Raw genomic sequence first — 26,490 nt, 5'->3', positions numbered from 1 at the left:
GTGAAACAACGAAGAAGGGCCGCACCCCCACAGGGGTGCGGCCCTTCATGCGCAGCCCTTAGGCGGCGACGACCTCGATGCCGACGGTCGCGGCCACGTCAGCGTGCAGACGCACGGAGACCTGGTACGAGCCGAGGGTCTTGATCGGGGAGCCCAGCTCCACGCGGCGCTTGTCGACCTTCGGGCCACCGGACGCCTCGATCGCCGTGGCGATGTCGGAGGGCGTGACGGAACCGAAGAGACGACCGGCGTCACCCGCGCGGGTGGCCAGACGGACCTTGACGTTCTCGAGCTTGGCCTTGAACTCGTTGGCCTGCTCGATCGTCGCGATCTCGTGGATCTTGCGGGCGCGGCGGATCTGCGCCACGTCCTTCTCGCCACCCTTGGTCCAGCGGATCGCGAAACCACGCGGGACCAGGTAGTTGCGGGCGTAGCCGTCCTTGACGTCGACGACGTCGCCGGCGGTGCCGAGGCCAGAGACCTCGTGGGTCAGGATGATCTTCATTATTCGGTCACCCTTTCCTTATCGCGCGGTGGACGTGTAGGGCAGCAGTGCCATCTCACGGCTGTTCTTCACAGCCGTGGCGACGTCACGCTGGTGCTGCGTGCAGTTGCCGGTGACGCGGCGGGCACGGATCTTGCCACGGTCGGAAATGAACTTCCGCAGCATGTTCGTGTCCTTGTAGTCCACGTACGCGGTCTTGTCCTTGCAGAACGCGCAGACCTTCTTCTTAGGCTTGCGCACAGGCGGCTTCGCCATTGTGTCTCTCCTGTGAAATCAAGAAGTGGGGGTGCGAGCTGCCCTAGAAGGGCGGCTCGTCCGAGTAGCCACCGCCGGAGCCGCCGGAGCTTCCGCCCCAACCGCCACCGCCGCCGCCCTGCTGCTGGCCGCCGGCCGGCGCACTGGACGCCCAGGGGTCGTCGGAGGGAGCTCCGCCGCCCTGGGGGGCGCCGCCACTGGGGGCTCCGCCCCAGTTGCCACCGCCGCCGCCCTGCTGCTGACCGCCGCCACCGCCGCCGTATCCACCCTGACCACCGCGACCAGTGGTCTTGGTGACCTTGGACGTGGCGTTCTTCAAGCTGGGGCCGACTTCCTCGACGTCCAGCTCGTAGACCGTGCGCTTGACACCCTCACGGTCCTCGTACGACCGCTGCTTCAGCCGGCCCTGCACGATGACGCGCATGCCCCGCGTGAGGGACTCGGCGACGTTCTCAGCCGCCTGGCGCCAGACCGAGCAGGTCAGGAACAGGCTTTCGCCGTCCTTCCACTCATTGGTCTGCTTGTCGAAGGTGCGGGGAGTGGACGCGACACGGAACTTCGCGACCGCCGCACCCGAGGGGGTGAAGCGCAGCTCGGGGTCGTCGACGAGATTGCCGACGACCGTGATGACGGTCTCGCCTGCCATGGATGAACCTCTCGGCGGGGATTGCTGCTGGGCTGCTGTGCTACTCGGTCCCGATTACCGCTGAACCGAAGTTCAGTGGGTCTCGGGGCGGAGGACCTTGGTCCGGAGAACCGACTCGTTCAGGTTCAGCTGTCGGTCAAGCTCCTTGACGACCGCAGGCTCGGCCTGGAGGTCGATGACCGAGTAGATGCCCTCGGGCTTCTTCTTGATCTCGTAAGCGAGACGACGACGGCCCCAGGTGTCGACCTTCTCGACCTTTCCGTTGCCCTCACGGACGACAGAAAGGAAGTTCTCGATCAGCGGGGAGACAGCGCGCTCCTCGAGATCGGGGTCGAGGATGACCATCACTTCGTAGTGACGCATGTGGAACCCACCTCCTTTGGACTCAGCGGCCACGGTCGTTCCGTGGCAGGAGGGTCGTGATGCGTGCGCACGGCATCTGCAGAGCAGACACCGCGCAGCTGTACAGACTACCTCCTCGACTCCTTCCGGTTGAAATCCGGCACCAGGAGACGACAATCTGTATGCATCGGGTGTGCTCGGTGCTATGCCTTCGGCCCCTGCCGGAGGAAGCCCGCAGCACCGCTCTGCTGCAGCCAGGAGGTGCCTTCCGATGGCACAGGCAATGCGACGCCAGTCCTCCATCTCGCTCTTCGCGACCGACGGCAAGCCCCATCCGCTCCAGGACACCCTGGTGGCCGTCACCCTGATCCTCGGCGCCGTGGCGTTCGTCACGGGCTTCTTCCACCATCTGCACCTGCTCAGCTCGTGGACCGGGCTGATCGGGATCGTCACCGGGCTCTACGGGCAGTTCATCTCCGCCACGACACGCGAACGCACAGCACTGATCATCGGCCTCGGAGCCTCTGCCATCGGCTTCTTCCTCGGCATGGCGCACGGCGGTCTCTTCGGCGGCTGGCTGGGCTGACCGGGTGCCTCCGCGACGGGGCGCCGGCCTCCCACCGGCCCAGGCACGGCCTGTCCCCCAGATGGGTGGCGCCCCCGTCGCAGTAGGCTTCGCGCCATAGCCAGCGAAGCCGCCGAGGAGACGCCCCGCATGAGCCTGTCCCTGAGGACCATCAGCCGAGAGCAGCACCTGGGCTACCTCCAGAGCCTGCCCTCGGCTAGCCACTGCCAGGTCCCGGCGTGGGCCGACGTGAAGAACGAGTGGCGTTCCGAGAACCTCGGATGGTTCGACCAGTCCGGCGAACTCGTCGGCGCCGCACTCGTGTTGTACCGACAGCTGCCCAAGGTGAAGCGGTACCTCGCGTACCTCCCCGAGGGCCCGGTCATCAACTGGTACGCCCCCAACCTCGAAGAGTGGCTCCAGCCGATGCTGGCGCACCTCAAGCAGCAGGGCGCCTTCACCGTGAAGATGGGCCCGCCCGTCGTCATCCGCCGCTGGAACTCGACCGCCATCAAGGCCGGTATCCAGGACCCGGAGGTCAAGCGCCTGCGCGACGTGGAGGCCTCCGTCATCGAGCCCCGCGCCTTCGAAGTCTCCGACAAGCTGCGCCGGATGGGCTGGCAGCAGGCCGAGGACGGCGGAGCCGGCTTCGGCGACGTCCAGCCCCGGTACGTCTTCCAGGTACCGCTGGCCAACCGCTCGCTGGACGACGTCCTCAAGGGCTTCAACCAGCTGTGGCGCCGCAACATCAAGAAGGCCGAGAAGGCCGGCGTCGAGGTCGTCCAGGGCGGCTACGACGACCTGCCGACCTGGCAGAAGCTGTACGAGGTCACGGCCGAGCGCGACAAGTTCCGCCCGCGCCCGCTCAGCTACTTCCAGCGCCAGTGGACGGCCCTCAACTCCGAGGACCCCAACCGGATGCGGCTGTACATCGCCACGCACGAGGGGGAGCCGCTGGCCGCCGCCACGATGCTCACCGTCGGCCAGCACGTCTGGTACTCGTACGGCGCCTCCGCCAACCACAAGCGCGAGGTCCGTCCCTCGAACGCGATGCAGTGGCGCATGCTGCGCGACTCCTACGCGCTCGGCGCAAGCGTCTACGACCTGCGCGGCATCAGTGACACCCTGGACGAGAACGACCACCTGTTCGGGCTGATCCAGTTCAAGGTCGGCACGGGCGGCGAGGCCGTCGAGTACGTCGGCGAGTGGGACTTCCCGCTCAACAAGCTGCTGCACAAGGCACTCGACATCTACATGTCGCGTCGCTGAACCCGCCCCATCCACACACACCGCACCGCTGCACCACGCAGCTTTTCGAGAGAGGCTCCGGACGGGCATGGCGCTCACGCTCTACGTCGACACCGCGCGCTGGCGTGCGCACCAGAAGCAGATCCAGGACCAGTTCCCCGGGATGATCCCCGTCTGCAAGGGCAACGGCTACGGCTTCGGTCACGAGCGGCTCTGCGAGGAGGCGACCCGGATGGGCGCCGACGTCCTCGCCGTCGGCACGACCTACGAGGCCGCAAGCATCAAGGACTGGTTCGGCGGTGACCTGCTCGTCCTCACCCCGTTCCGGCGCGGTGAGGACCCGGTGCCGCTGCCGGACCGGGTCATCCGCTCGGTGTCCTCGCTGGACGGGGTGCACGGCCTGGTCGGCGCCCGTGTGGTCATCGAGTGCATGAGCTCGATGCGCCGGCACGGGATCTCCGAGCAGGAGCTCGGCCAGCTGCACTCGGCGATCGAGGACGTCCGGCTGGAGGGCTTCGCCCTCCACCTGCCGCTGGACCGCCCGGACGGCTCGGACGCCGTCGAGGAGGTCATCGGCTGGATGGACCGGCTGCGCGCCGCCCGGCTGCCGCTGCACACCATGTTCGTCAGCCACTTGAAGGCCTCGGAGCTGGCGCGGCTGCAGCAGCAGTTCCCGCAGACGCGCTTCCGGGCCCGCATCGGGACCCGGCTGTGGCTGGGCGACCACGAGGCGACCGAGTACCGCGGCGCGGTGCTCGACGTCACCCACGTCTCCAAGGGCGACCGCTTCGGCTACCGGCAGCAGAAGGCCGCCTCCGACGGCTGGCTGGTCGTCGTCGCCGGCGGCACGTCCCACGGAGTCGGCCTGGAGGCCCCCAAGGCCCTGCACGGGGTGATGCCGCGCGCCAAGGGCGTCGCCCGCGCCGGACTCGCCACCGTCAACCGGAACCTGTCGCCGTTCGTGTGGGCGGGCAAGCAGCGCTGGTTCGCCGAGCCGCCGCACATGCAGGTGTCCATCCTGTTCGTGCCGTCGGACTCTCCCGAGCCGAAGGTCGGCGACGAGCTGGTGGCGCACCTGCGCCACACCACCACGCAGTTCGACCGGGTGCTCGACGCCTGAGTCACTCCCCGGGGCGCGCGCCCCAGTCCACCCGCTGACCCTCCGAAGGCGCCGCGTCCCGCGGCGCCTTCGCGGTCCGCGAGAGCGTGAAGACGTCCTCGGCGCCGTCCAGGACGCCCCCGGAGGGGTCGTCCGAACCGTCGCGCCGCACCACGTCCCGCTCGGGCAGCAGGATGTCGCGTACGACCACCGCGCACAGGTAGAGCGTGCACAGCAGGTGGGCCGTGATCGCCAGCTGGTAGCCCTCCAGAGGCAGGCCCTGGTGCTTGTCCCCGCTGGTCGTGTAGGCGAGGTAGAACCAGATCCCCAGGAAGTAGACGACCTCGCCGGCCTGCCAGATCAGGAAGTCCCGCCAGCGCGGCCGGGCCAGCGCGGCGAGCGGGATGAGCCAGAGCACGTACTGGGGCGAGTAGACCTTGTTGACGAGGATGAAGGCTGCCACCAGCAGGAAGGCCAGCTGCGCGAAGCGGGGGCGGCGGGGCGCGGCGAGCGTGAGCAGGCCGATGCCCGCGCACAGCAGCAGCGTCATGCCCGTCGCGTAGGTGTTGGCGCCTTCGAGGGGATTTCCGGAGCGCTGGGAGATCAGCAGCCACACGGATCCGAAGTCGATGGGCCGCTCCTCGCTGAAGGTGTAGAACTTCTGCCAGCCCTCCCAGGCGAAGAGCATCACGGGCAGGTTCACCACGAGCCAGGCGACCACGGCGCCACCGACCGCGTCGCCGAAGGCACGCCACTTCCCGGCCCGCCAGCAGAGCACGAACACGGCCCCGAGGAGCAGGACGGGATAGAGCTTGGCCGCGGTGGCCAGGCCGATCAGGACACCGAAGGACACCGCCCGGCCCCGCGACCACATGAGCATCGCGGCGGCGGTCAGGGCGATGGCCAGCAGGTCCCAGTTGATGGTCGCGGTGAGTGCGAAGGCGGGTGCGAGGGCGAAGAGCAGCGCGTCCCACGGCCGCCGGCGGTGGGTACGGGCCACGCACACCGCGATCACGGCGGCGCAGACCATCAGCATGCCCGCGTTGACCATCCAGTACATCTGCTCCCGGTGCTGCATGGAGCCGCTGCCGGGGGTCATCCAGGAGGCGATCTCCATGAAGAGCCCGGTGAGCACCGGGTACTCCAGGAACTGCATGTCGCCCGGGATCCGGTCGAAGTACGGGGTGAGGCCGTCGGCGAAGCCGCGGACCACGTAGAGGTGCGGGATGTCCGAGTAGCAGGCGTGGGTGTACTGGGAGCCGGCCCCGCGGAACCACGCCCAGTCGTAGCAGGGCAGCTTCTGCACCATGCCCAGCGCGAACATCCCCAGGGCGACGAGCACGACGACCCGCACCGGGGTCAGCCAGTGGCCGCCCAGCCGGGCGTAGCGGCCCAGCTGGCCGCCGATGAGCTCGCTCCCCGCGGCGGCCACCTCGTCCTGCTGAGTGGGCAGTACGGGGCTGTCCTCGTGCACCTTCGTCATGCGCACATCCTGCCGTACGGCGCCGCACATGGGAGAGGGCCGTCGCACTCGGTGCGACGGCCCTCTCCTGCCGTGTCGTGGGCGCCCGGTCAGCCGCCCGTGGAGCCCCCTATCGGGAAGCCTCCGGTCCCGCCGTTCGTCGTGCCGCCCGGCCGGCCGCCACCCGTCTTGCTGGGCGAGGGCGAGGGGGACCGCGACGGGCTGGGACTGGGGTCCGGATCGCAGATGGCCCACGGCTTGCAGGTCGGCTTGCCGCCGGTGCGCGACGGGCTCGGGCTGGGAGACGGGGACGGGGACGGCGAGTTCGACGGGGACGGCGAGGGGGAGGGGGACATGGAGGGGGAGGGCGAGGGAGCGCCGGAGGCGTCCGCGACCACACCGAGGTCGTCGGGCTCCGGGAAGTCCGACTCCGGGACGCCGTTCAGCGCCTCCTTCATGTACTTGGTCCAGATCTCGGCCGGGATGTCACCACCGTGGAGGGAGGGGATGCCCGCCACGCCCCTCATCGAGATCAGTTCCTTCTTCTCCGCGCTGGGGTCCGAGCGGAACAGCGCCACGGAGGTGGACAGCTCGGGGGTGTAGCCGACGAACCAGGCCGACATGTTCTTGTCGGTGGTACCGGTCTTGCCCGCGGCGGGCCGGCCGAGCTTCTTGGCCTTCGTGCCGGTGCCGTTCTCGACGACGTTCTTCAGGACCTTGGTGATGTTGTCCGCGACGGAGTTGTCCATGGCCCGCTCCGCCTTGGGCGCCTCGAAGCCGGGGACGTCCTTGCCGTCCTTCTTGACGCTGCGCACCGAGTACGGGTCGTGGTGGGTGCCGGAGGCGGCGAAGGTGGCGTACGAGTCGGCCATCCGGATGGCGCTGGGGGTCGAGGTGCCCAGCGCGAAGGAGGCGTTGTCGTTCGGGTCGAAGGACTCCTTCAGGATGCCGGTCGACTCGGCGACCTGCTTCACCTTGTCGTGGCCGACGTCGAAGACGAGCTGGGCGAAGGGGACGTTGATGGACTTCTCCATCGCCTCGTTCAGGGTCACGAAGCCGAAGGGGGCCGGGTTCTCGTTCTTCTGCCTGAACGGCTTGCCGGAGCCGTCGCGCAGCGGCTGGCCCGCACGGTTGTTGATCACCGTGAGGTCGTTCGCCTGGTACTTGCTGTCGACCGAGATCCCCTTGCCCTTGGAGTTCTGGGTGCCGTACTGCATGGCCGCCGCCAGTACGAACGGCTTCCAGGTCGAGCCGACCTGGACGCCGGAGGTGTTGGCGTTGTTGTTGAAGTGCTTCTTGTCGATGCCGGGACCGCCGTACAGGGCGACGAGGGCTCCGGTCTTCACGTCCACCGAGGCCGCGCCGAACTGTACGAACGTGTCGGTGTCGGGCCGCTTCTTCTCGTCGATCAGCCCGTCGCGGGTGCCCTCGACGGCCTTGACCATCGCGTCCACCTTCGTCTTGTCGAAGGTGGTGTAGATCCGGTAGCCGCCCTTGGCCAGGTCCTCGACCTTGATGCCGTTGGTCTTCAGCATGTACAGCTTGGCCGTCTCGACCAGGTAGCCGATCTGGCCGGACATGCCGGCGGCCTCGGGAGCCTCGATCAGGGCGGGGAACTCCTTGAACTGGTCCCGCTCCGCCTGCTGCATGCGGCCCACCTCGACCTCACGGTCCAGCACCCAGGCCCAGCGCTTCACCGCCCGGTCCTTGTTCGCCTCGGGCGTGGCCGCGGAGCCGATGCCGCCGTCGGGGTTGTAGAGGTTCGGGCCCTTGAGCACGGCGGCGAGGAAGGCGCTCTCGGAGGGGGTCAGCTGGTCGCAGTCCTTACCGAAGTAGGCGCGCGCGGCCGCCTGGATCCCGTAGGCGTCACGACCGTAGTAGGCGGTGTTCAGATAGCCGGCGAGGATCGTGTTCTTCTCCTCGCTCACACCCAGCTTTATCGAGATGAAGAGCTCGGTGACCTTCCGCTTGAGCGTCTGGTCGGAGTCGAGGTAGGTGTTCTTCACGTACTGCTGGGTGATCGTCGAGCCGCCCTGGGTGGATCCGCCCTTGGCCATGTTCCACACGGCGCGGGCGATGCCCATCGGGTCGACGCCCTTGTCCGACTCGAAGGACTCGTTCTCCGCCGCGATCACGGCGTTCTGCATCGACCGGGGGATCTTCCCGATGGGGACGATCTGGCGGTTCACGGAGCCGCCGGTCGCGACCATCTGGGTGTCGTCGGACCAGTAGAAGACGTTGTTCTGCGCATCGGCCGTCTTGTTCGCGTCGGGCTTGTTCACCATGGCGATGCCGATGCCGGCGCCTGCCGTGATGATCGCGAAGAAGCCCAGGGCCGTGCCGCAGACGAACTTCCAGGAGGGGACGAAGCGCTTCCAGCCGACCTTTTCGCCGCGCGGATAGTTGATGAACCGCTTGGGGCGGCCGGCGCCCGCGGCGCCCCTGCCCCGTCCCGCCGGGGCGCGGCCGGAGGATCTCCGGGCGTCCGACCGGCTGCCGTGCCCCGGCTGCTGCCCATACGGACCGCTGGGTGACGCGGTGGGGACGTCGCGCCCGGAACCGGCGCCCCTGGCGGGGCGCTGCTGGGCGGCCTTGCGGGCGGCGGCGCGGCCGCCGCCCTGGGGCTGTTGCGGTTTGCGGCGGTGCTCGCTCATCGAACGACTACTCCTCGGGCAGGCGAGTGGCCTGGAAGCGGCAGGTGAGTTCCGGTCCCCCCGGTGTCATGGCGCACAGACTACGCACGCGCAAAAGCCAATCAGTGCCGAAGGTCACCCCAAATCAGGCAACTTGCCTCGCGCAAATCAGTGATGTGACGCCGGTCACCGTGTCACCACTTGTAGCTGACGGCTACCCGTTCTATCGTCTGGATGTATCGAGCCGATACATCAGCTCGACATAAAGACTCCGAGGCGGGGGAAAGGGCAGGCGGATGAGCAGGCGCTCAGGCATCCTCGAGTTCGCTGTTCTCGGCCTGCTTCGCGAATCCCCCATGCACGGTTACGAGCTGCGCAAGCGGCTCAACACCTCGCTGGGGGTGTTCAGAGCGTTCAGCTACGGGACGCTCTACCCCTGCCTCAAGACGCTCGTCACCAACGGCTGGTTGATCGAAGAGCCGGGCAATGCCCCGGAAGACGCTCTCGCCGCTTCACTCGCAGGGCGCCGCGCCAAGATCGTCTACCGGTTGACGGCAGCAGGTAAGGAGCACTTCGAGGAGCTCCTCTCCCACACGGGCCCCGATGCCTGGGAGGACGAGTCCTTCGCCGCCCGCTTCGCCTTTTTCGGCCAGACCGAACGAGACGTACGCATGCGGGTACTGGAAGGCCGTCGCAGCCGCCTTGAGGAGCGCCTGGAGAAGATGAGCGCCTCGCTGGCTCGCACACGCGAGCGGCTCGACGACTACACGCTCGAGCTGCAACGCCACGGCATGGAATCCGTGGAGCGCGAAGTGCGCTGGCTGAACGAGCTCATCGAGAGTGAGCGGGCGGGACGGGATCAGAGACGACCCGGTCCGTCCGACGAAACTGCAAAGTGAGGTCTGCATCTCGCAGGCCTCGTCCGAGAACAAACAGGGAGCAACCGGAATGGGTTCGGTTCGCGTAGCCATCGTCGGCGTAGGCAACTGCGCCGCCTCGCTGGTGCAGGGCGTCGAGTACTACAAGGACGCCGACCCGGCGGCCAAGGTCCCCGGTCTGATGCACGTCCAGTTCGGCGACTACCACGTGAGCGACATCGAGTTCGTCGCCGCGTTCGACGTCGACGCGAAGAAGGTCGGCCTCGACCTTTCGGACGCCATCGGCGCCAGCGAGAACAACACCATCAAGATCTGTGACGTCCCGAGTGCGGGCGTGACCGTTCAGCGCGGCCACACCCTGGACGGTCTGGGCAAGTACTACCGCGAGACCATCGAGGAGTCGGCCGAGACCCCGGTCGACATCGTCCAGACCCTCCTGGACCGCCAGGTCGACGTCCTGATCTGCTACCTGCCGGTCGGTTCCGAGGCTGCGGCGAAGTTCTACGCCCAGTGCGCCATCGACGCCAAGGTCGCCTTCGTCAACGCCCTCCCGGTCTTCATCGCCGGCACCAAGGAGTGGGCGGACAAGTTCACCGAGGCCGGCGTCCCGATCGTCGGCGACGACATCAAGTCGCAGGTCGGCGCCACCATCACGCACCGCGTGATGGCGAAGCTGTTCGAAGACCGCGGTGTCCGTCTTGAGCGCACCATGCAGCTCAACGTCGGCGGCAACATGGACTTCAAGAACATGCTGGAGCGCGACCGCCTCGAGTCGAAGAAGATCTCCAAGACTCAGGCCGTCACCTCGCAGATCCCCGACCGCGAGCTCGGCGAGAAGAACGTCCACATCGGCCCGTCCGACTACGTCGCGTGGCTCGACGACCGCAAGTGGGCCTACGTCCGCCTCGAAGGCCGCGCCTTCGGTGACGTCCCGCTGAACCTCGAGTACAAGCTCGAGGTGTGGGACTCCCCGAACTCCGCCGGTGTCATCATCGACGCCCTGCGCGCCGCGAAGATCGCCAAGGACCGCGGCATCGGTGGCCCGATCCTGTCGGCCTCGAGCTACTTCATGAAGTCCCCGCCGGTGCAGTACTTCGACGACGAGGCCTACGCGAACGTCGAGAAGTTCATCAAGGGCGAGGTCGAGCGCTAGTCGAACCCGGCGTCCGCAAGGACACCTGGACTTCGGAAGCTCTTCCGCGGAGGGTCCTCGGGCAATGTGCCCGGGGACCCTCCGCGTGTGTGACCCTTTCCCTCATGGCTGTCGTACGTGATCTGCGCGTACTCCTGCGTCTGCGGGACTTCCGCAACCTGCTCGCCGTACGCCTCCTCTCCCAGGCCGCCGACGGCGTCTACCAGGTCGCACTGGCCGCCTATGTCGTCTTCTCCCCGGAGAAGCAGGCCTCGCCCGCGGCCATCGCCTCGGCCATGGCGGTACTCCTGCTGCCCTATTCGGTGATCGGCCCCTTCGCGGGAGTCCTGCTGGACCGCTGGCGCCGCCGCCAGGTCTTCCTCTACGGCAACCTGCTGCGGGCCTTCCTCGCCTGCGTCACCGGCATGCTGATCGTCGCGCACGTCCCCGACTGGCTCTTCTACGCCTCGGCCCTGTCCGTGACCGCGGTCAACCGCTTCGTCCTGGCCGGACTCGCCGCCTCCCTGCCGCGGGTCGTCGGACCCGGCCAGCTGGTCACCGCGAACGCCCTCTCACCCACCGCGGGAACGCTCGCCGCCGTCGCCGGCGGGGGACTGGCCTTCCTCGTCCGCGTACTGGCCGACGACTCCGACGCCCTGGTCGTCCTCCTCGGAGCCGGCCTCTACCTGTGCGCGGCCCTGGTCTCCCTGCGCCTGGCCCTGGATCTCCTCGGGCCCGACCACCCTCCCGGTCGGATCAACCCGACGGTCGTCCAGGGGGTCGCCCTCACCGTGCGGGGCCTGGCCGAGGGCCTGCGCCACCTGGCCTCCCGGCGCGAGGCGGCCCGGGCGCTCACCGCCATGACCGTCATGCGGTTCTGCTACGGAGCCCTGTTCGTCACGCTGCTCATGCTCTGCCGCTACGCCTGGTCGGACAACGAGGCCGACGGGCTCGCCCTGCTGGGCGTCACGGTCGCCGTTTCCGGGGCCGGGTTCTTCGCGGCCGCCGTCGTCACTCCCTGGCTGGTGGGCCGGCTGGGGGCCCTCGGCACCATCACCCTGTGCGCCGCGGGCGCCGCGGTGCTGGTGCCGGCGCTCGGCCTGTTCTTCGCACCCGGGCCGATGCTGGCAGCCGCCTTCGTCCTGGGCCTGGCCACTCAGGGGGCCAAGATCTCCACCGACACCGTCGTCCAGTCCCAGGTGGACGACGCCTTTCGCGGCCGCGTCTTCTCCGTCTACGACGTGCTCTTCAACGCCGCCTTCGTCGGCGCCGCCGGGGTGGCCGCCCTCGTGCTCCCGCTCGACGGGCACTCCGTTCCCCTGATCCTCGGGGTGTCCCTGCTCTACGCGGCGACCGCGGCACTCCTCGTGCGTCAGGGCGATGTTTCACGTGAAACATCGCCCTGACCGCAGTACGACCGACTCCCCGCCCCGATGTTTCACGTGAAACATCGGGCGTCCGAGCCCTCAGGCCTGTCTGCCAGACCTGTCCTCAGGCCTGAGTGGCCCACCACTCCTTGAGGGCGGCCACCGCCGCGTCGTGCTCCATGGGGCCGTTCTCCAGCCGCAGCTCCAGCAGGAACGCGTACGCCTTGCCGATCGCCGGGCCCGGGCCCACGTCGAGGACCCGCATGATCTCGTTGCCGTCGAGGTCGGGCCGGATCGCGTCCAGCTCCTCCCGCTCCTGCAGCTGGGCGATGCGCTCCTCCAGCCCGTCGTAGGTGCGGGAGAGCGCGTTCGCCTTGCGCTTGTTGCGCGTGGTGCAGTCGGAGCGGGTCAGCTTGTGCAGGCGGTCCAGCAGCGGACCGGCGTCGCGGACGTAGCGCCGCACGGCCGAGTCGGTCCACTCCCCGTCCCCGTACCCGTGGAAGCGCAGGTGCAGCTCCACCAGCCGGGACACGTCCTTGACCATGTCGTTGGAGTACTTGAGCGCGGTCATGCGCTTCTTGGTCATCTTCGCGCCCACCATCTCGTGGTGGTGGAAGGAGACCCGTCCGTCGCTCTCGAACCGGCGGGTCCGGGGCTTGCCGATGTCGTGCAGCAGGGCCGCGAGCCGCAGCACCAGGTCCGGGCCGTCCTCCTCCAGCGCGATCGCCTGCTCCAGCACGATCAGCGAGTGGTCGTAGACGTCCTTGTGCCGGTGGTGCTCGTCGCTCTCCAGCCGCAGCGCCGGCAGCTCCGGCAGCACGTGCTCGGCCAGCCCCGTGTCCACGAGGAGGCCCAGGCCCTTGCGCGGGTGTGCGGACAGCAGGAGCTTGTTCAGCTCGCCCTGGACCCGCTCGGCCGAGACGATCTCGATGCGGCCGGACATCTCCGTCATCGCCGCCACCACGTCCGGGGCGACCTCGAAGTCGAGCTGCGCGGCGAACCGCGCCGCCCGCAACATCCGCAGCGGGTCGTCGGAGAAGGAGTCCTCGGCCGTGCCCGGGGTGCGCAGCACGCCCTCCCGGAGGTCCTCCAGACCGCCGTGCGGGTCCACGAACACCTTGTCGGGGAGCGCGACGGCCATCGCGTTCACCGTGAAGTCGCGGCGGACGAGGTCTTCCTCGATGGAGTCGCCGTAGGAGACCTCGGGCTTGCGCGAGGTCCGGTCGTAGGACTCCGAGCGGTACGTGGTCACCTCGATCTGGAAGCTTCTATGAGCGTCTCCGACGCGGGCGTCCTTCTGCGCACCGACCGTGCCGAAGGCGATGCCGACGTCCCAGACCGAGTCGGCCCACGGCCTGACGATCTTGAGAACGTCCTCGGGCCGGGCGTCGGTGGTGAAGTCGAGGTCGTTGCCGAGGCGCCCGAGCAGCGCGTCGCGGACGGACCCGCCGACCAGGGCGAGGCGGAAACCCGCCTCCTGGAAACGGCGGCCGAGCTCGTCGGCGACAGGGGCGATCCGCAGCAGTTCGCTCACTGCGCGGGCCTGCCCGTGATTCAGGACAGTGGGGTTGTCTTCGTTGGCGTTCGGCACAACAGAAAAGGGTACGTGCCCGGCCCGCCGCGAGCTCCCGTGTTTTGCGGCCACCCCGGCCCGCGGCCGCTCCGGGGCGGGCCCGATCATGTGGAGCAAGGCGCGGCACTCGCGCACAGCGGGCCTCGTTACCATGCGTGGACGCACAAACGACGACCACTGACACTCCGAGGGACGGGCGAGCGCGTTGGCCGAGGCGGCAGACATCCAGGGGGCGTCCCTCGCTCCTGCCCGGCGACGCTGGCTGCGGCGCGCGGTCGTCCTGCTCGCCGGGACACCGGTGCTCGCCGGCCTGGTCTACTCGCACGTACCCGAAGCGCAGGCCGCCGAGACGGCCGCCGCCGCCGTCGACGTCCAGCTCGACGGCCTGGCGCCGAGCGCACCGGTCAAGGGCGACACCCTGACCATCTCGGGCACCGTGATCAACAACGGCTCCGAGAAGATCACCGACGCGCACGTGGGTCTGCGGGTCGGGCCGGCGCTGGGGGACCGCAGCTCCATCGAAGAGGCCGCGGAGCGCGGCGGATTCCGGGCGGGTACCGACCCGGCGGAGGTCGGCCCCGAGTTCGCCGTGAAGATCGATTCGCTGCCCTCGAAGGTCAGCCAGCCGTTCACCCTGAAGGTTCCGGTGAACAAGCTGGACCTGGACGAGGACGGCGTCTACCAGCTCGGCGTCTCGGTGTCCGGGGAGACCGAGAGCCGCCAGTACGAGCAGGTCCTCGGCATCAAGCGGACCTTCCTGCCCTGGCAGCCGGAGCCGGCCGCCAAGCGCTCCCAGCTCGCGTACGCCTGGCCGCTGATCTCCACCACGCACCTGACCTCGGAGACCGGCTCGGACGAGCTGCAGACCCCCGTCTTCCTCGACGACAGCCTCGCCGACGAGCTGAGGACCGGCGGCCGCCTGGAGCAGATGGTCACCCTCGGCAAGGACCTTCCCATCACCTGGGTCATCGATCCGGACCTGCTCTACACCGTCGACGCCATGACCAAGGGCTACCGGATCCGCACCCCCGACGGCAAGACCGTCCAGGGCAAGAACAAGGCCGTCGCCGAGCAGTGGCTGAGCGCGCTGGAAAGCGCCGTCCAGGGCAAGAAGGTCGTCGCACTGCCCTTCGCGGATCCGGACATCGCCTCGCTCGCCCACCGCGGCAAGGACGTCTCCGGCACCCTGGGACAGCTGCGGCCGGCCACCGACAAGGCGAAGGACGCCGTCGAGACGGTCCTGCACGTACCCGCGAGCACCGACTTCTCCTGGCCCGTGGACGGGGCGATCGACCCGGCGATCGTCAACGTCGCCACATCGGCCGGTGCCCACAACGTCCTCACCCGCAGCGACAGCCTCCAGGAGACCGGCGCCCTCGGCTACACCCCGTCGGCCGCGCGGCCCATCGGCGCGGGCACCACGGCCGTCGTCGCCGACGCCGACCTCTCCACCGCGTTCCAGGGCGACATGCTCCGCGCCGGGAACTCCACCCTCGCGGTGCAGCAGTTCCTCGCCCAGACCCTCGCCCTGAACCTGCAGAAGACCGGCAACCAGCGCAGCTTCGTGGTCACTCCGCAGCGGATGCCCAGCTCCAGCCAGGCACAGACGATGGCCGCCGCCATCCGGGGTCTGCAGTCGGGCCGCTGGAGCCAGGGCGTGGACCTGGAGGCGGCGGCCGCCGCGACTCCCGACCCCCGCGCCGCCACCCAGGTCCCGGGAGCCGGCCAGTACCCCGAGGCGCTGAGCAAGCAGGAACTGCCGGTCTCCGCCTTCGAGAAGATCCGCACCACCGAGAACACCCTCGACCACTTCAAGGTGATCCTGACCGCGCCCGACCGCGTCGAGATCCCCTTCGGCAACACCACCAACCGGGAGATGTCCTCCTCTTGGCGCGGCCGCCCCGACGCTGCGCGGGCCTACCGGGACCAGGTACAGCAGTACCTGATCCGGCTCACCGAGAAGGTCAAGATCATCCCCAAGTCCGACGCGACGCTCTCCGGACACAGCGCGACCATCCCGGTCACCGTCCAGAACAGCCTCGTCCAGGACACCCACAACCTGGTCCTGCGGCTGCAGTCCGCCAACCCGACCCGGCTGATGTTCGGCGACAGCGGCGAGGCCCAGCAGGAAGTCGCCATCCAGGGCGGGCACAGCCAGACCGTGAAGTTCCCCGCCAACGCCACCGCGAGCGGCCCCGTCTCGGTGACGGCCCAGCTCTTCACCACCGACGGCGTGCCCTACGGCAAGGCCCGCAAGTTCACCGTCGAAGCCACCGAGGTGACCCCGACCGTCATGCTCGTCATCGCGGGCGGTGTACTGCTCCTCGTGCTGGCCGGCATCAAGATGTACGCCACCCGCAAGCGTGTCGCGGCACGCGCCGCCGCCGAGGAGAACACGCAGCAGAGTGACGAGTCCCCGGACACCGGACCGCAAAGCGCGGACCCGTCCGGCACGGGTGAGACAGTGGACCGTTGAGCGATGCCGTGGCCGGTCGGCCTGGGGACGATGAGGTGGGGTTTCGATGAACGCGCCGTACGAAGGTGACCGCGCGCAGGGCACTGGCGGGCCCGCGCCCGCCCAGGGCACTGCCCCCGGCGCCCCGGTGCCGGGACAGGTTCCCGCGCCCGCGCCAGCGCCGGACCACGACCCCTATGTCCAGGACGCCTACGCCTACGACCCGTACCGGGCGCAGGACCTCTCCGCCCAGGACCCGGTGGCCGAAGTCCTGTACGACCGGGCCTCGCACCCGCCGCCACCGCCGGGCACCTTCCAGGAGCCCGGTCCGCTCTACGCGGCCCCGCCGGCCCCCTCCTACTCCCCGGACCCGCGGGTCTGGGCCCAGACCCCGCCGCCCGAGCCGGACGGCCCCTCCCGGCACCTTCCCTACGGCGACCACGCCACGACCACGCAGTTCGTCGGCGTGGACTCCCTCGTGACCAAGGCCGCCGACCAGGACCCCCGCCCCGACGCCTTCGCGCACCTCTACCGCGACCAGGACGCGGCGCCCCGGACGCCCGCCGAGGACGCGCCCGTTGCCGCCCCGGCACCGAGCAAGCCCGCCGGACGCGCCTCCAGCCTGCTCAAGTCCAGCGCCCTGATGGCCGCCGGCACCATCGTCTCCCGCATCACCGGCTTCATGCGGACCCTGGTGATCGCCGGGGCGATCGGCGTCGCCACCCTCAACGACAGCTACCAGGTCGCCAACACCCTGCCGACGATGATCTACGTCCTGGTCGGCGGCGGCGCCCTCAACGCCGTCTTCATCCCGCAGCTCGTGCGCGCGATGAAGAACGACGAGGACGGGGGAGAGGCGTACGCCAACCGGCTGCTGACCCTCGTCATGGTCCTGCTCGGCGCCGTCACCGTCGTCTGTGTGCTCGCGGCCCCGCTGTTCATCGGCATGATGTCGCAGAAGATCGCCGACGACCCGCAGCGGCTGGACGTCGCCGTCGCCTTCGCCCACTACTGCCTGCCCACCATGTTCTTCATGGGCGTGCACGTGGTCCTCGGTCAGATCCTCAACGCCCGCGGCCGGTTCGGCGCGATGATGTGGACCCCGGTCCTCAACAACATCGTCGTCATCGCCACCTTCGGCGCCTTCATCTGGGCCTTCGGCGGCTTCACCACCACGGGCGTCACCGAGGCCGGCATCACCCCCGAAGGCGTCCGGCTCCTGGGCCTCGGCACCCTGCTCGGCCTCGTCGTCCAGTCCCTGGCGATGCTTCCCTACCTGCGCGACGCCGGCTTCAAGCCGCGCCTGCGGTTCGACTGGAAGGGCCACGGCCTCGGCAAGGCCGCCGGCCTGGCCAAGTGGACGTTCTTCTTCGTCCTCGCCAACCAGCTCGGCCTCATCGTCGTCACCCAGCTCGCCACCTGGGCGGGCGAGGTGGCCGACAAGCAGGGCCACGGCGGTACCGGCATCACCGGCTACAACTACGCCCTGCTGCTCTGGCAGATGCCGCAGGCCATCATCACCGTCTCCGTCATGACCGCCGTCCTGCCGCGCATTTCCCGGTCCGCGCACGACGGCGACGCCGCCGCCGTCCGTGACGACATCTCCTACGGACTGCGCACCTCGGCCGTCGCGATCGTGCCCTGCGCCTTCGCGTTCCTCGCCCTCGGCGTCCCCATGGCCGGCCTGCTCTACGCCGGTTCCGGCACCGAGAGCGCCCAGAACATCGGCTTCATCCTGATGGCCTTCGGCCTCGGGCTGATCCCCTACTCCGTCCAGTACGTGGTCCTGCGCGGCTTCTACGCCTACGAGGACACCCGGACGCCCTTCTACAACACGGTCATCGTGGCCGCCGTCAACGCGAGCATGTCCGCCGTCGCCTTCTTCGTACTCCCCGCCCGCTGGGCCGTCGTCGGCATGGCCGCCGCCTACGGCCTCGGCTACGCCGTGGGCGTCGGTGTCGCGTGGCGCCGACTGCGCACCCGCCTCGGCGGCGATCTCGACGGAGCGCACGTGATGCGCACCTACACCCGGCTCATCGGCGCCTGCGTACCCGCCGCCGCCGTGGCCGGCGCGGTCGCCTTCGCCGTCCTGCACTTCATCGGCAGCGGAGCCCTCGGTTCCCTCACCGCCCTGGTGGCCGGCGGCATCTCCCTGGCGGCGGTGTTCCTCGTCGCCGCCAAGCGGATGCGCATCGAAGAACTCAACGCCATGGTCGGGATGGTCCGCGGGCGCCTGGGGCGCTGATGCGTACAACCATCCCGTCCTCTGGCGTGTCGTGCAGATCGGTGGACTGTGGGCACAATTGGCTTGGCTTCGCAGACTGGCCGACAGCGCGCAACGGATGGGGAGGCGGGGACGACGGTGGCGGAACGTAGCACGGCTGCCGTCGACGTGGCCGACAACAGCGGCGACGAGCCGCTGGCCGCGGAGACGGCCCAGGCCACGGCCGACGGGGTGGACATCCAGAACGGACAAGCCGCGGACGGAACCATGCCCGAGAAGGACGGCGAACGCAGGAACCCGGTACCCGCTGCCGCGCCCGAGCTGCACAGCGGCCACAAACTGGCCAGACGCTACCGGCTCGAAGAATGCGTCACCCGTCTGGACGGATTCAGCAGCTGGCGTGCGATGGACGAGAAGCTGCGCCGGGCCGTGGGCGTCCACCTCCTGCCGGCCGACCACGCCCGGGCCCGCGCCGTCCTGGCCGCGGCCCGCTCCTCGGCCCTGCTCGGCGACCCCCGGTTCGTCCAGGTCCTCGACGCCGTGGAGGAGAACGACCTCGTCTACGTCGTCCACGAATGGCTCCCCGACGCCACGGAGCTCACCGCGGTCCTCGCCGCGGGCCCCATGGAGCCGCACGAGGCCTACCAACTCGTCAGCCAGGTCTCCCAGGCCATGGCCGCCGCGCACCGCGAGGGCCTGGCGCACCTGCGCCTGACCCCCAGCGCGATACTGCGCACCTCCACGGGCCAGTACCGCATCCGGGGCCTCGCCGTGAACGCCGCCCTGCGCGGCATCACCAGCGAAACCCCGCAGCGCTCGGACACCGAGGCCATCGGCGCCCTCCTGTACGCCTCGCTCACCCAGCGCTGGCCGTACGAGAACGACGCCTACGGCCTCACCGGCCTGCCCAAGGGCGTCGGCCTGATCGCCCCCGACCAGGTCCGCGCGGGCGTGCACCGGGGGCTGGCCGAGCTGGCCATGCGCGCCCTCGCCAACGACGGGGCCACCGCCTCGCGGCAGGAACCCGCCTGCACCACCCCGGAAGAGCTTTCCAAGGCCGTGGCCGCGATGCCCCGCATCCGGCCGCCGGAGCCCACCTTCACCGCGCCTCCGGAGTACCAGCACACCACGTACCAGCAGGGCAGCTACGGCAGGCCCCAGGGCCCCGGTATGCCCACCGCGCAGGTCCTCACCGTCGTCCCCCCGCCGCCGCCCCTGCAGAGCCGTACCGGGCGCGTCCTCAAGTGGGGCGTGGCCGCCCTGCTGATCGCCGCCCTCGGTCTGGGCAGCTGGCAGCTCGCCGACACCCTGCTCAACCGGAGCAACCAGGGCAGCACCAGCGGCAGCCAGACCAGCCACGAAGAGGCCGACGACACCTCGTCGAAGCCGGTACCCGTTCCCCTCGCCATCTCCGATGCCCGCGAGCACACCGTGGACGGCAACGACCAGGACCCCTCGAAGGTCAAGAACACCTTCGACGGGGATTCCTCCACGTACTGGCGCACCAAGTCCTACTTCGACGGCCCCGACCTGAAGAAGGAGTACAAGTCCGGCGTCGGCATCGTCTACGACCTCGGCGCCGAACACGAGGTCAGCAGCGCCTCCATAGAGCTGCGGTTCGCGGGGGACCACACCACCACCACGCTCTACGCGGTCGATTCCCTGAACCCGTCGGCCAAGATCGCCTCCATGCCGAGGATCGCCACGGCCAAGACCTCGAACACCAGCTTCGCCCTGACCGCGGATAAGCCGGTCAAGACGCGGTACGTCCTCCTCTGGATCACCGCGATGCCCATGGCGCCCGCCGACAGCTACACCGGAGCCGGGTACAAGCAAGCCATCACGGACGTGAAGTTCACGGGCTGACGGACGGACAGCAGGGGAGGGGGCCGGCATTGGACGAAGCCACACCCGGCGGCCGCAGCGACCAGGAGCTCCTGTCGCTGCACGCCGCCGGAGACCCGGACGCCTTCGGTGAGCTCGTGCGCAGGCACCGCGACCGGCTGTGGGCCGTGGCCCTGCGCACCCTCGGCGACCGGGAGGAAGCCGCGGACGCCGTGCAGGACGCCCTCGTCTCCGCCTACCGGGCCGCGCACACCTTCCGCGGCGAATCCGCCGTCACGACCTGGCTGCACCGCATCACCGTGAACGCCTGCCTGGACCGGGCCCGCAAAGCCGCCTCCCGCAGGACGTCCCCCCTCGACGACACGGACCGCCTGGAGCGCCTTCTGGAGCCCCACGAGTCCGCCGAGGCCCCCGCGGAGCGCCAGGACCTCCACCGGCAGCTACTGGCCGCCCTGAGCACCCTCCCGGCCGATCAGCGGGCGGCACTGGTCCTCGTCGACATGCAGGGATACCCCGTCGCCGAGGCCGCCCGCATCCTCGACGTCCCCGTCGGCACCGTGAAGAGCCGCTGCGCACGCGGCAGGGCCAAACTCGTCCCGCTCCTCACTCATCTGCGCACGCATACCGGGGATAACACCGATACCGAGCGGGGAAGGAACCGGACACCGGGGACAACCGTCCCACCGGCGGCAGACCGCGGGGACACGGCCCCGGATCCCAATGCAGTGAAGGGCGGAGGTGGACGAGCGTGAACCCCACAACCGGCGCGACCGGCACGATCGGGCACCCCGACGTCTCGGAGATCTCCGAGCTGGCGGAAGGCCTCCTCTCCCCGTCCCGCACGGCGGAGGTACGCAGCCATCTCGGCGACTGCCCCCTGTGTGCGGACGTCCGCGCCTCTCTGGAGGAGATCCGGGCCCTGCTCGGGACCCTGCCCGGGCCCGCCCGGATGCCCGCCGACATCGCCGGCCGGATCGACGCGGCCCTCGCCGCCGAAGCACTCCTCGACGCCACCGCCCCGCACCGGGAGCCCGCGCCCGACCACACCGCCCGGGCGGCCGACGAGCCCGCCGGTCCCGGTGTTTCACGTGAAACACCCGCCGCCCCGCCCGGTGAAGGAGGCGCCCCACGGCCCTCCGGTCACCCGGTCGGCGCAACCGGCCCCGGACGGCGCCGCGCACGCCGCCGGATCGCCCTCGCGGGCGGACTGCTCGCGGCGTGCACCGCCGGCATCCTGGTGTTCGGCCTGATGTCCGGCGACCGCCCCGCCCAGGACATGTCCGCGCGGAGCGACGCGTCCACCGCGCAGTCCGGGTCCGGCACGCCCGAGTACACCGCGCAGGGGCTCCCCGGCACGGTGCGCCAGCTCCTCGCGTCCGGCGCCCGCGGAGACAAGGCGGCGGGGGAGGGGAACAACACCTTCGGAGTGGAGAACAGCCCTCCGTCCGAACCGAGCCTCGCCCCGGCCGACGGCGTGGCGCCCAGGCCCCCCGCCTGCGTACAGGAAGCCACCGGCCGCACCGAGACCCCCCTGGGATTCGAGTCCGGCACCTACGAGGGCAAGGACGTCTTCCTCGTCGTCCTGCCCCACCCCGGTGACACCACCTCCGTGGACGCCTATCTCGTCGGCTCCGCCTGCGTCACCGACCCCTCGGCCGTTCCCGGAAAGCCTCTGCTCACCCGTACCTACCCGAGGACCTGACAGCCGGGAACCCGGGAGGACGACTCGGGAATGCGGGCGCCGTAGGATCCGTTGGGTGGGGTGAGAGTTCACACCGGCCCCCCGGTAGGCAGCAGGCAGTCCGCAGAGACGAGGAATCAACCCGTGAGCGACGTTCGAAACGTGATCATCATCGGCTCCGGGCCGGCCGGTTACACGGCCGCCCTGTACACCGCACGCGCTTCGCTCAAGCCCCTGGTCTTCGAAGGCGCCGTCACCGCAGGTGGCGCGCTGATGAACACCACCGAGGTCGAGAACTTCCCCGGCTTCCAGGACGGCATCATGGGTCCGGACCTCATGGACAACATGCGCGGCCAGGCCGAGCGCTTCGGCGCCGAGCTGATTCCGGACGACGTCGTGGCCGTGGACCTCACCGGTGAGATCAAGACCGTCACCGACACCGCCGGCACCGTGCACCGCGCCAAGGCCGTGATCGTGACCACCGGTTCCCAGCACCGCAAGCTCGGTCTGCCCAACGAGGACGCCCTCTCCGGCCGCGGCGTCTCCTGGTGCGCGACCTGCGACGGGTTCTTCTTCAAGGACCACGACATCGCCGTGATCGGCGGCGGTGACACCGCGATCGAGGAAGCCACCTTCCTCTCCCGGTTCGCCAAGTCCGTCACGATCGTCCACCGCCGCGACTCCCTGCGCGCCTCCAAGGCCATGCAGGACCGCGCCTTCGCCGACCCGAAGATCAAGTTCGCCTGGGACAGCGAGGTCGCGGAGATCCACGGCGAGCAGAAGCTCACCGGCCTCACCCTGCGCAACACCAAGACCGGTGAGACCTCCGAGCTGCCCGTGACCGGCCTCTTCATCGCCGTCGGCCACGACCCGCGCACCGAGCTGTTCAAGGACCAGCTGGAACTGGACGCGGAGGGCTACCTCCTGGTCGACGCCCCCTCCACCCGCACCAGCCTCACCGGTGTGTTCGGCGCGGGCGACGTGGTCGACCACACCTACCGTCAGGCCATCACCGCCGCGGGCACCGGTTGCTCCGCGGCCCTCGACGCCGAGCGCTTCCTCGCCGCCCTCGCGGACGCCGAGAAGACGCACGCAGCGGTCTGACACCCTCAAGCAGCACCACACCCCACTCCCCGCAGGAAAAGAAGGAGGCCGCTGTGGCCGGCACCCTCAAGACCGTCACCGACGCAAGCTTCGATGACGACGTCCTCAAGAGCGACAAGCCCGTCCTGGTGGACTTCTGGGCCGCCTGGTGCGGTCCGTGCCGCCAGATCGCCCCGTCCCTCGAGGCCATCGCCTCCGAGTACGGTGACGAGATCGAGATCGTCAAGCTCAACATCGACGAGAACCCGGAGACGGCGGCCAAGTACGGCGTCATGTCCATCCCGACCCTGAACGTCTACCAGGGCGGCGAGGTCGTCAAGACCATCGTCGGTGCCAAGCCGAAGGCCGCCATCCTGCGCGACCTCGACGGCTTCGTCACCATCAAGGCCTGACGCACCCGCGTCCGGGACCGGACGCGAACGCGTGACACGGGGCCGCCCCCTGCCAGGGGCGGCCCCGTCCGCATGTCAGGCCGGCCCGGGACGAGGATGCTCCCGTCTCACAGCGGACGCAGCGCCGGTTCCTTCCGTGCCGCGCCCAGCAGCCGGTCCAGGGCCAGCTCCACGTCTTCCTTCCACGACAGCGTGGACCGCAGCTCCAACCGCAGCCGGGGACGCGTCGGATGCGGGCGCACCGTCTTGAACCCCACGGCCAGCAGGTGGTCCGCCGGCAGCAGACAGGCCGGACCGTCCCACCGCGCGTCGCCGAAGGCCTCGATCGCCCGGAACCCCCTGCGCAGCAGATCCTTCGCCACCGTCTGGACCATCACCCGCCCCAGCCCCTGGCCCTGATACCCCGGCATGATCCACGAGGTGATGAGCTGCACGGCGTCCGGGGACACCGGGCTGGTCGGGAACGCCGTCGCACGCGGCACGTACGCCGGCGGCGCGTACAGAACGAAGCCCACGGGAACCTCGTCCACGTAGACCACCCGGCCGCACGAGCCCCACTCCAGGAGGACGGCGGAGATCCACGCCTCCTTCTCCTCGGCAGGATTTCCCGCCTTCACGGCCGCCTCGCCGCTGACGGGGTCCAGCTCCCAGAAGACACAGGACCGGCAACGCCGGGGCAGGTCTTGAAGGTTGTCCAGCGTGAGAGGTACCAGCCGACGACCCATGACCGCATCGTATCCACAGCTCGAATCACCCGAAACCGCAACAAGGCAAAGGGGCGGGCCGCACCGGCTCACACCGGCACGACCCGCCCCCGGGCTGCGCGTTACTCCCCGGCAGCGCCCTGGTCCAGCACCCGGCCCTCGCCCGGCGCCAGGGTCCCCAGAATCCGCTCCAGGTCCTCCATCGACGCGAACTCGACGGTGATCTTGCCCTTCTTCTGGCCCAGATCCACCTTCACCCGCGTCTCGAACCGGTCCGACAGCCGCGTCGCCAGCTCATTGAGCGCGGGAGCGACCCGGGCGCCCGCTCGCGGGCCCTTCGGCTTCACCGCACTCGGCGACTGCGAACCCATCAGCGCCACGATCTCCTCGACCGCACGCACCGACAGCCCCTCGGCCACGATCCGGTGCGCCAGCCGGTCCTGCTCCTCGGAGTTGTCCACCGACAGCAGGGCCCGCGCGTGGCCCGCCGACAGCACACCCGCCGCCACCCGCCGCTGCACGGGCGGAGAGAGCTTCAGCAGCCGCAGCGTGTTCGACACCTGCGGACGGGAACGCCCGATCCGGTCCGCCAGCTGGTCGTGCGTGCAGTTGAAGTCCTGGAGCAGCTGGTCGTACGCGGCCGCCTCCTCCAAGGGGTTCAGCTGTGCCCGGTGCAGGTTCTCCAGGAGCGCGTCCAGCAGCAGCTTCTCATCGTCCGTGGCCCGGATGATCGCCGGAATACGGTTCAGACCGGCCTCCCGGCACGCCCGCCAGCGCCGCTCGCCCATGATCAGCTCATAGCGACCGGGGCCGGACTGGCGCACCACCACCGGCTGGAGCAGACCCACCTCCTGGATGGAGGTCACCAGCTCGGCCAGCGCGTCCTCATCGAACACCTCGCGCGGCTGCCGCGGGTTCGGCGTGATGGAGTCCATCGGGAGCTCCGCGAACGTAGCCCCCGCCACCTCGCCGGCCTCCGGGGCAGCGACCGGCTCGGGCTCGCTCACGGAAGCGGCCACCGGCGATGTTTCACGTGAAACATCGGCCTGCGCCAGCGAAGCCAGCTTCGCCGCTGCGATGCCCCGCTCCGAGGGCAGTACCGGCATCGCCGACGGAGACGTCGACCCGGCACCGATCACCGGCGGCACCTTCTCCTGGGGAGCCGCGGGAATCAGCGCGCCGAGCCCCCGCCCCAGACCCCTACGTCGCTCACTCACTGGATCCCCTCCGCCATGCTGTGCGTGTTGTTCATGCCCGCACCCTGATGGGGGTGCTGGGGGTCGTACTGGAATCCGGCCCCGCGCAGCGCGATCTCCCGCGCCGCCTCCAGATAGGAGAGGGAACCGCTGGAACCCGGGTCGTAGGTCAGCACCGTCTGCCCATAGCTCGGAGCCTCGGAGATGCGGACCGACCGCGGGATGCTCGTGCGCAGCACCTCCTTGCCGAAGTGGGTGCGCACCTCCTCCGCGACCTGCGAGGCCAGCCGGGTCCTGCCGTCGTACATCGTCAGCAGGATCGTGGACACGTGCAGGGTCGGGTTCAGGTGGGCCCGCACCAGGTCCACATTGCGCAGCAGCTGACCGAGACCCTCCAGCGCGTAGTACTCGCACTGGATCGGGATCAGCACCTCCGCGCCCGCGACCAGGGCGTTCACCGTCAGCAGGCCCAGCGAGGGCGGGCAGTCGATCAGGATGTAGTCGAGCGGCTGCTCGTACGCCTGGATGGCCCGCTGGAGACGGCTCTCCCGTGCCACGAGGGACACCAGCTCGATCTCCGCACCCGCCAGATCGATCGTGGCCGGCGCACAGAAGAGGCCCTCCACGTCGGCCACCGGCTGGACGACCTCCATCAGTGGGCGGCTGTCCACGAGCACGTCGTAGATGGACGGCACGTCCGCGTGGTGGTCGATGCCCAGCGCCGTCGAGGCATTGCCCTGCGGGTCGAGGTCGACCACCAGGACCCGTGCACCGTGCAGGGCCAGGGATGCGGCCAGGTTCACGGTCGACGTGGTCTTGCCCACGCCGCCCTTCTGGTTGGCCACCACCATGATCCGGGTCTTCGGGGGCCTGGGCAGGCCCTCACCCGCACGCCCCAGGGCCTCGACCGCGATCTGGGCGGCTCGGCCGATGGGCGTGTCTTCGTTGTCCACTAGGGGCGGGGCCGATGTTTCACGTGAAACATCGTCGCCCGGGGATTCAGAGCGGGGACCGGGGACCGGATCGGCCATCGGCCCCGCAAGGTTGGCGTCTGACCGCACGGTGTCACTCTCCTCGGCATCAGGCTCGCGATGAACAGAGCCTGCCATGTCACCGGGGTCGCGAACCAGCGGGGCCCGTACTCCTGTGGATGAATCCACCGATGTGGACAACTCCGTCCCCCC

At 69.7% G+C, this 26,490-nt stretch carries 23 protein-coding genes; 13 read left to right on the top strand and 10 right to left on the bottom strand.

Features of this window, described 5'->3' with window-relative positions; all coding sequences use genetic code 11:
- Positions 1-58 precede the first annotated feature (58 nt).
- From rplI to rpsF, 4 genes are all read right to left on the bottom strand, one after another.
- Positions 59-505 (bottom strand): 50S ribosomal protein L9, encoded by a 447-nt coding sequence (rplI, locus tag AC3IX6_RS18580; protein WP_243331152.1) that lies wholly within the window; start codon positions 503-505, stop codon positions 59-61.
- An 18-nt stretch (positions 506-523) separates the two neighbouring features.
- Positions 524-760: a 30S ribosomal protein S18 gene (gene rpsR / locus AC3IX6_RS18575; RefSeq protein WP_005315025.1), complete on the bottom strand. Its 237-nt coding sequence runs from the start codon at positions 758-760 to the stop codon at positions 524-526.
- 43 nt (positions 761-803) lie between these two features.
- Complete coding sequence (locus AC3IX6_RS18570) at positions 804-1,406, bottom strand: single-stranded DNA-binding protein (protein WP_243331151.1); 603 nt, start codon at positions 1,404-1,406, stop codon at positions 804-806.
- Positions 1,407-1,478: 72 nt separating this feature from the next.
- Positions 1,479-1,769 (bottom strand): 30S ribosomal protein S6, encoded by a 291-nt coding sequence (gene rpsF, locus AC3IX6_RS18565; protein ID WP_015034882.1) that lies wholly within the window; start codon positions 1,767-1,769, stop codon positions 1,479-1,481.
- A gap of 250 nt (positions 1,770-2,019) precedes the next feature.
- Between rpsF and AC3IX6_RS18560 the strand changes: the two genes are divergently transcribed.
- From AC3IX6_RS18560 to AC3IX6_RS18550, 3 genes are all read left to right on the top strand, one after another.
- Positions 2,020-2,334: a hypothetical protein gene (locus tag AC3IX6_RS18560; protein ID WP_422523529.1), complete on the top strand. Its 315-nt coding sequence runs from the start codon at positions 2,020-2,022 to the stop codon at positions 2,332-2,334.
- Positions 2,335-2,463: 129 nt separating this feature from the next.
- Positions 2,464-3,582: a lipid II:glycine glycyltransferase FemX gene (locus tag AC3IX6_RS18555; protein ID WP_266879257.1), complete on the top strand. Its 1,119-nt coding sequence runs from the start codon at positions 2,464-2,466 to the stop codon at positions 3,580-3,582.
- A gap of 67 nt (positions 3,583-3,649) precedes the next feature.
- Positions 3,650-4,681, top strand: coding sequence for an alanine racemase (locus tag AC3IX6_RS18550; protein WP_489371220.1), 1,032 nt, complete (start codon positions 3,650-3,652; stop codon positions 4,679-4,681).
- 1 nt (position 4,682) lies between these two features.
- Here the strand turns inward: AC3IX6_RS18550 and AC3IX6_RS18545 are convergent, their stop codons facing one another.
- Together AC3IX6_RS18545 and AC3IX6_RS18540 are read right to left on the bottom strand one after the other, a co-directional pair.
- A complete protein-coding gene (locus AC3IX6_RS18545) occupies positions 4,683-6,143 on the bottom strand; it encodes a glycosyltransferase family 87 protein (RefSeq protein WP_489371219.1) in 1,461 nt (486 codons plus the stop codon).
- Positions 6,144-6,232: 89 nt separating this feature from the next.
- Entirely contained in the window at positions 6,233-8,776 is a 2,544-nt protein-coding gene (locus AC3IX6_RS18540; protein WP_489371218.1) for a transglycosylase domain-containing protein, read from the bottom strand.
- 275 nt (positions 8,777-9,051) lie between these two features.
- Between AC3IX6_RS18540 and AC3IX6_RS18535 the strand changes: the two genes are divergently transcribed.
- From AC3IX6_RS18535 to AC3IX6_RS18525, 3 genes are all read left to right on the top strand, one after another.
- Positions 9,052-9,654 carry a PadR family transcriptional regulator gene (locus AC3IX6_RS18535; protein WP_250738617.1) on the top strand — a complete coding sequence of 201 codons (603 nt, stop codon included), beginning with the start codon at positions 9,052-9,054 and terminating at the stop codon, positions 9,652-9,654.
- A gap of 49 nt (positions 9,655-9,703) precedes the next feature.
- On the top strand, positions 9,704-10,786 hold the full coding sequence (locus tag AC3IX6_RS18530; RefSeq protein WP_250738618.1) for an inositol-3-phosphate synthase: 1,083 nt from the start codon (positions 9,704-9,706) through the stop codon (positions 10,784-10,786).
- 104 nt (positions 10,787-10,890) lie between these two features.
- The gene (locus tag AC3IX6_RS18525; protein WP_489371217.1) at positions 10,891-12,171 is read left to right on the top strand and encodes an MFS transporter; all 1,281 of its coding nucleotides are present in this window, start codon (positions 10,891-10,893) and stop codon (positions 12,169-12,171) included.
- A gap of 85 nt (positions 12,172-12,256) precedes the next feature.
- Here AC3IX6_RS18525 and AC3IX6_RS18520 read toward each other — a convergent pair whose 3' ends face one another.
- Positions 12,257-13,723, bottom strand: a complete 1,467-nt coding sequence (locus tag AC3IX6_RS18520; protein ID WP_489371216.1) for a CCA tRNA nucleotidyltransferase — start codon at positions 13,721-13,723, stop codon at positions 12,257-12,259.
- A gap of 187 nt (positions 13,724-13,910) precedes the next feature.
- Between AC3IX6_RS18520 and AC3IX6_RS18515 the strand changes: the two genes are divergently transcribed.
- From AC3IX6_RS18515 to trxA, 7 genes are all read left to right on the top strand, one after another.
- Positions 13,911-16,181, top strand: a complete 2,271-nt coding sequence (locus tag AC3IX6_RS18515; RefSeq protein WP_489371215.1) for a DUF6049 family protein — start codon at positions 13,911-13,913, stop codon at positions 16,179-16,181.
- A 46-nt stretch (positions 16,182-16,227) separates the two neighbouring features.
- Positions 16,228-18,405 carry a murein biosynthesis integral membrane protein MurJ gene (gene murJ, locus AC3IX6_RS18510; RefSeq protein ID WP_489371214.1) on the top strand — a complete coding sequence of 726 codons (2,178 nt, stop codon included), beginning with the start codon at positions 16,228-16,230 and terminating at the stop codon, positions 18,403-18,405.
- 117 nt (positions 18,406-18,522) lie between these two features.
- Positions 18,523-20,250 (top strand): protein kinase family protein, encoded by a 1,728-nt coding sequence (locus tag AC3IX6_RS18505; protein WP_489371213.1) that lies wholly within the window; start codon positions 18,523-18,525, stop codon positions 20,248-20,250.
- 29 nt (positions 20,251-20,279) lie between these two features.
- The gene (gene sigM / locus AC3IX6_RS18500) at positions 20,280-20,981 is read left to right on the top strand and encodes an RNA polymerase sigma factor SigM (protein ID WP_489371212.1); all 702 of its coding nucleotides are present in this window, start codon (positions 20,280-20,282) and stop codon (positions 20,979-20,981) included.
- Positions 20,978-21,931 carry an anti-sigma factor family protein gene (locus AC3IX6_RS18495; protein WP_489371211.1) on the top strand — a complete coding sequence of 318 codons (954 nt, stop codon included), beginning with the start codon at positions 20,978-20,980 and terminating at the stop codon, positions 21,929-21,931. The genes sigM and AC3IX6_RS18495 overlap by 4 nt, the downstream gene beginning before the upstream one ends.
- Positions 21,932-22,054: 123 nt before the next feature.
- Positions 22,055-23,014: a thioredoxin-disulfide reductase gene (gene trxB / locus AC3IX6_RS18490; protein WP_489371210.1), complete on the top strand. Its 960-nt coding sequence runs from the start codon at positions 22,055-22,057 to the stop codon at positions 23,012-23,014.
- A 53-nt stretch (positions 23,015-23,067) separates the two neighbouring features.
- The gene (gene trxA, locus AC3IX6_RS18485) at positions 23,068-23,406 is read left to right on the top strand and encodes a thioredoxin (RefSeq protein ID WP_266906852.1); all 339 of its coding nucleotides are present in this window, start codon (positions 23,068-23,070) and stop codon (positions 23,404-23,406) included.
- A gap of 107 nt (positions 23,407-23,513) precedes the next feature.
- Here trxA and AC3IX6_RS18480 read toward each other — a convergent pair whose 3' ends face one another.
- From AC3IX6_RS18480 to AC3IX6_RS18470, 3 genes are all read right to left on the bottom strand, one after another.
- Complete coding sequence (locus tag AC3IX6_RS18480; RefSeq protein WP_250738631.1) at positions 23,514-24,131, bottom strand: GNAT family N-acetyltransferase; 618 nt, start codon at positions 24,129-24,131, stop codon at positions 23,514-23,516.
- A 101-nt stretch (positions 24,132-24,232) separates the two neighbouring features.
- A complete protein-coding gene (locus tag AC3IX6_RS18475) occupies positions 24,233-25,327 on the bottom strand; it encodes a ParB/RepB/Spo0J family partition protein (protein WP_489371209.1) in 1,095 nt (364 codons plus the stop codon).
- Positions 25,324-26,415: a ParA family protein gene (locus AC3IX6_RS18470; protein ID WP_489371208.1), complete on the bottom strand. Its 1,092-nt coding sequence runs from the start codon at positions 26,413-26,415 to the stop codon at positions 25,324-25,326. Before AC3IX6_RS18470 ends, AC3IX6_RS18475 begins: the two co-directional genes overlap by 4 nt.
- Positions 26,416-26,490: the final 75 nt, after the last annotated feature.

It is taken from the genome of Streptomyces sp. GL_141 (assembly GCF_057834385.1).
This window is presented reverse-complemented; position numbering and strand designations above follow the sequence as displayed.

Bases quoted from the DNA above. Each gene is read 5' to 3' on its own strand.
- AC3IX6_RS18470 (WP_489371208.1), bottom strand. From the start codon at position 26,415: ATGGCAGGCTCTGTTCATCGCGAGCCTGATGCCGAGGAGAGTGACACC.
- AC3IX6_RS18570 (WP_243331151.1), bottom strand. From the start codon at position 1,406: ATGGCAGGCGAGACCGTCATCACGGTCGTCGGCAATCTCGTCGACGAC.
- AC3IX6_RS18535 (WP_250738617.1), top strand. From the start codon at position 9,052: ATGAGCAGGCGCTCAGGCATCCTCGAGTTCGCTGTTCTCGGCCTGCTT.
- AC3IX6_RS18545 (WP_489371219.1), bottom strand. From the start codon at position 6,143: ATGACGAAGGTGCACGAGGACAGCCCCGTACTGCCCACTCAGCAGGAC.
- AC3IX6_RS18530 (WP_250738618.1), top strand. From the start codon at position 9,704: ATGGGTTCGGTTCGCGTAGCCATCGTCGGCGTAGGCAACTGCGCCGCC.
- AC3IX6_RS18560 (WP_422523529.1), top strand. From the start codon at position 2,020: ATGGCACAGGCAATGCGACGCCAGTCCTCCATCTCGCTCTTCGCGACC.
- AC3IX6_RS18480 (WP_250738631.1), bottom strand. From the start codon at position 24,131: ATGGGTCGTCGGCTGGTACCTCTCACGCTGGACAACCTTCAAGACCTG.
- rplI (WP_243331152.1), bottom strand. From the start codon at position 505: ATGAAGATCATCCTGACCCACGAGGTCTCTGGCCTCGGCACCGCCGGC.
- rpsR (WP_005315025.1), bottom strand. From the start codon at position 760: ATGGCGAAGCCGCCTGTGCGCAAGCCTAAGAAGAAGGTCTGCGCGTTC.
- AC3IX6_RS18550 (WP_489371220.1), top strand. From the start codon at position 3,650: ATGGCGCTCACGCTCTACGTCGACACCGCGCGCTGGCGTGCGCACCAG.
- murJ (WP_489371214.1), top strand. From the start codon at position 16,228: ATGAACGCGCCGTACGAAGGTGACCGCGCGCAGGGCACTGGCGGGCCC.
- AC3IX6_RS18525 (WP_489371217.1), top strand. From the start codon at position 10,891: ATGGCTGTCGTACGTGATCTGCGCGTACTCCTGCGTCTGCGGGACTTC.
- AC3IX6_RS18540 (WP_489371218.1), bottom strand. From the start codon at position 8,776: ATGAGCGAGCACCGCCGCAAACCGCAACAGCCCCAGGGCGGCGGCCGC.
- AC3IX6_RS18555 (WP_266879257.1), top strand. From the start codon at position 2,464: ATGAGCCTGTCCCTGAGGACCATCAGCCGAGAGCAGCACCTGGGCTAC.
- rpsF (WP_015034882.1), bottom strand. From the start codon at position 1,769: ATGCGTCACTACGAAGTGATGGTCATCCTCGACCCCGATCTCGAGGAG.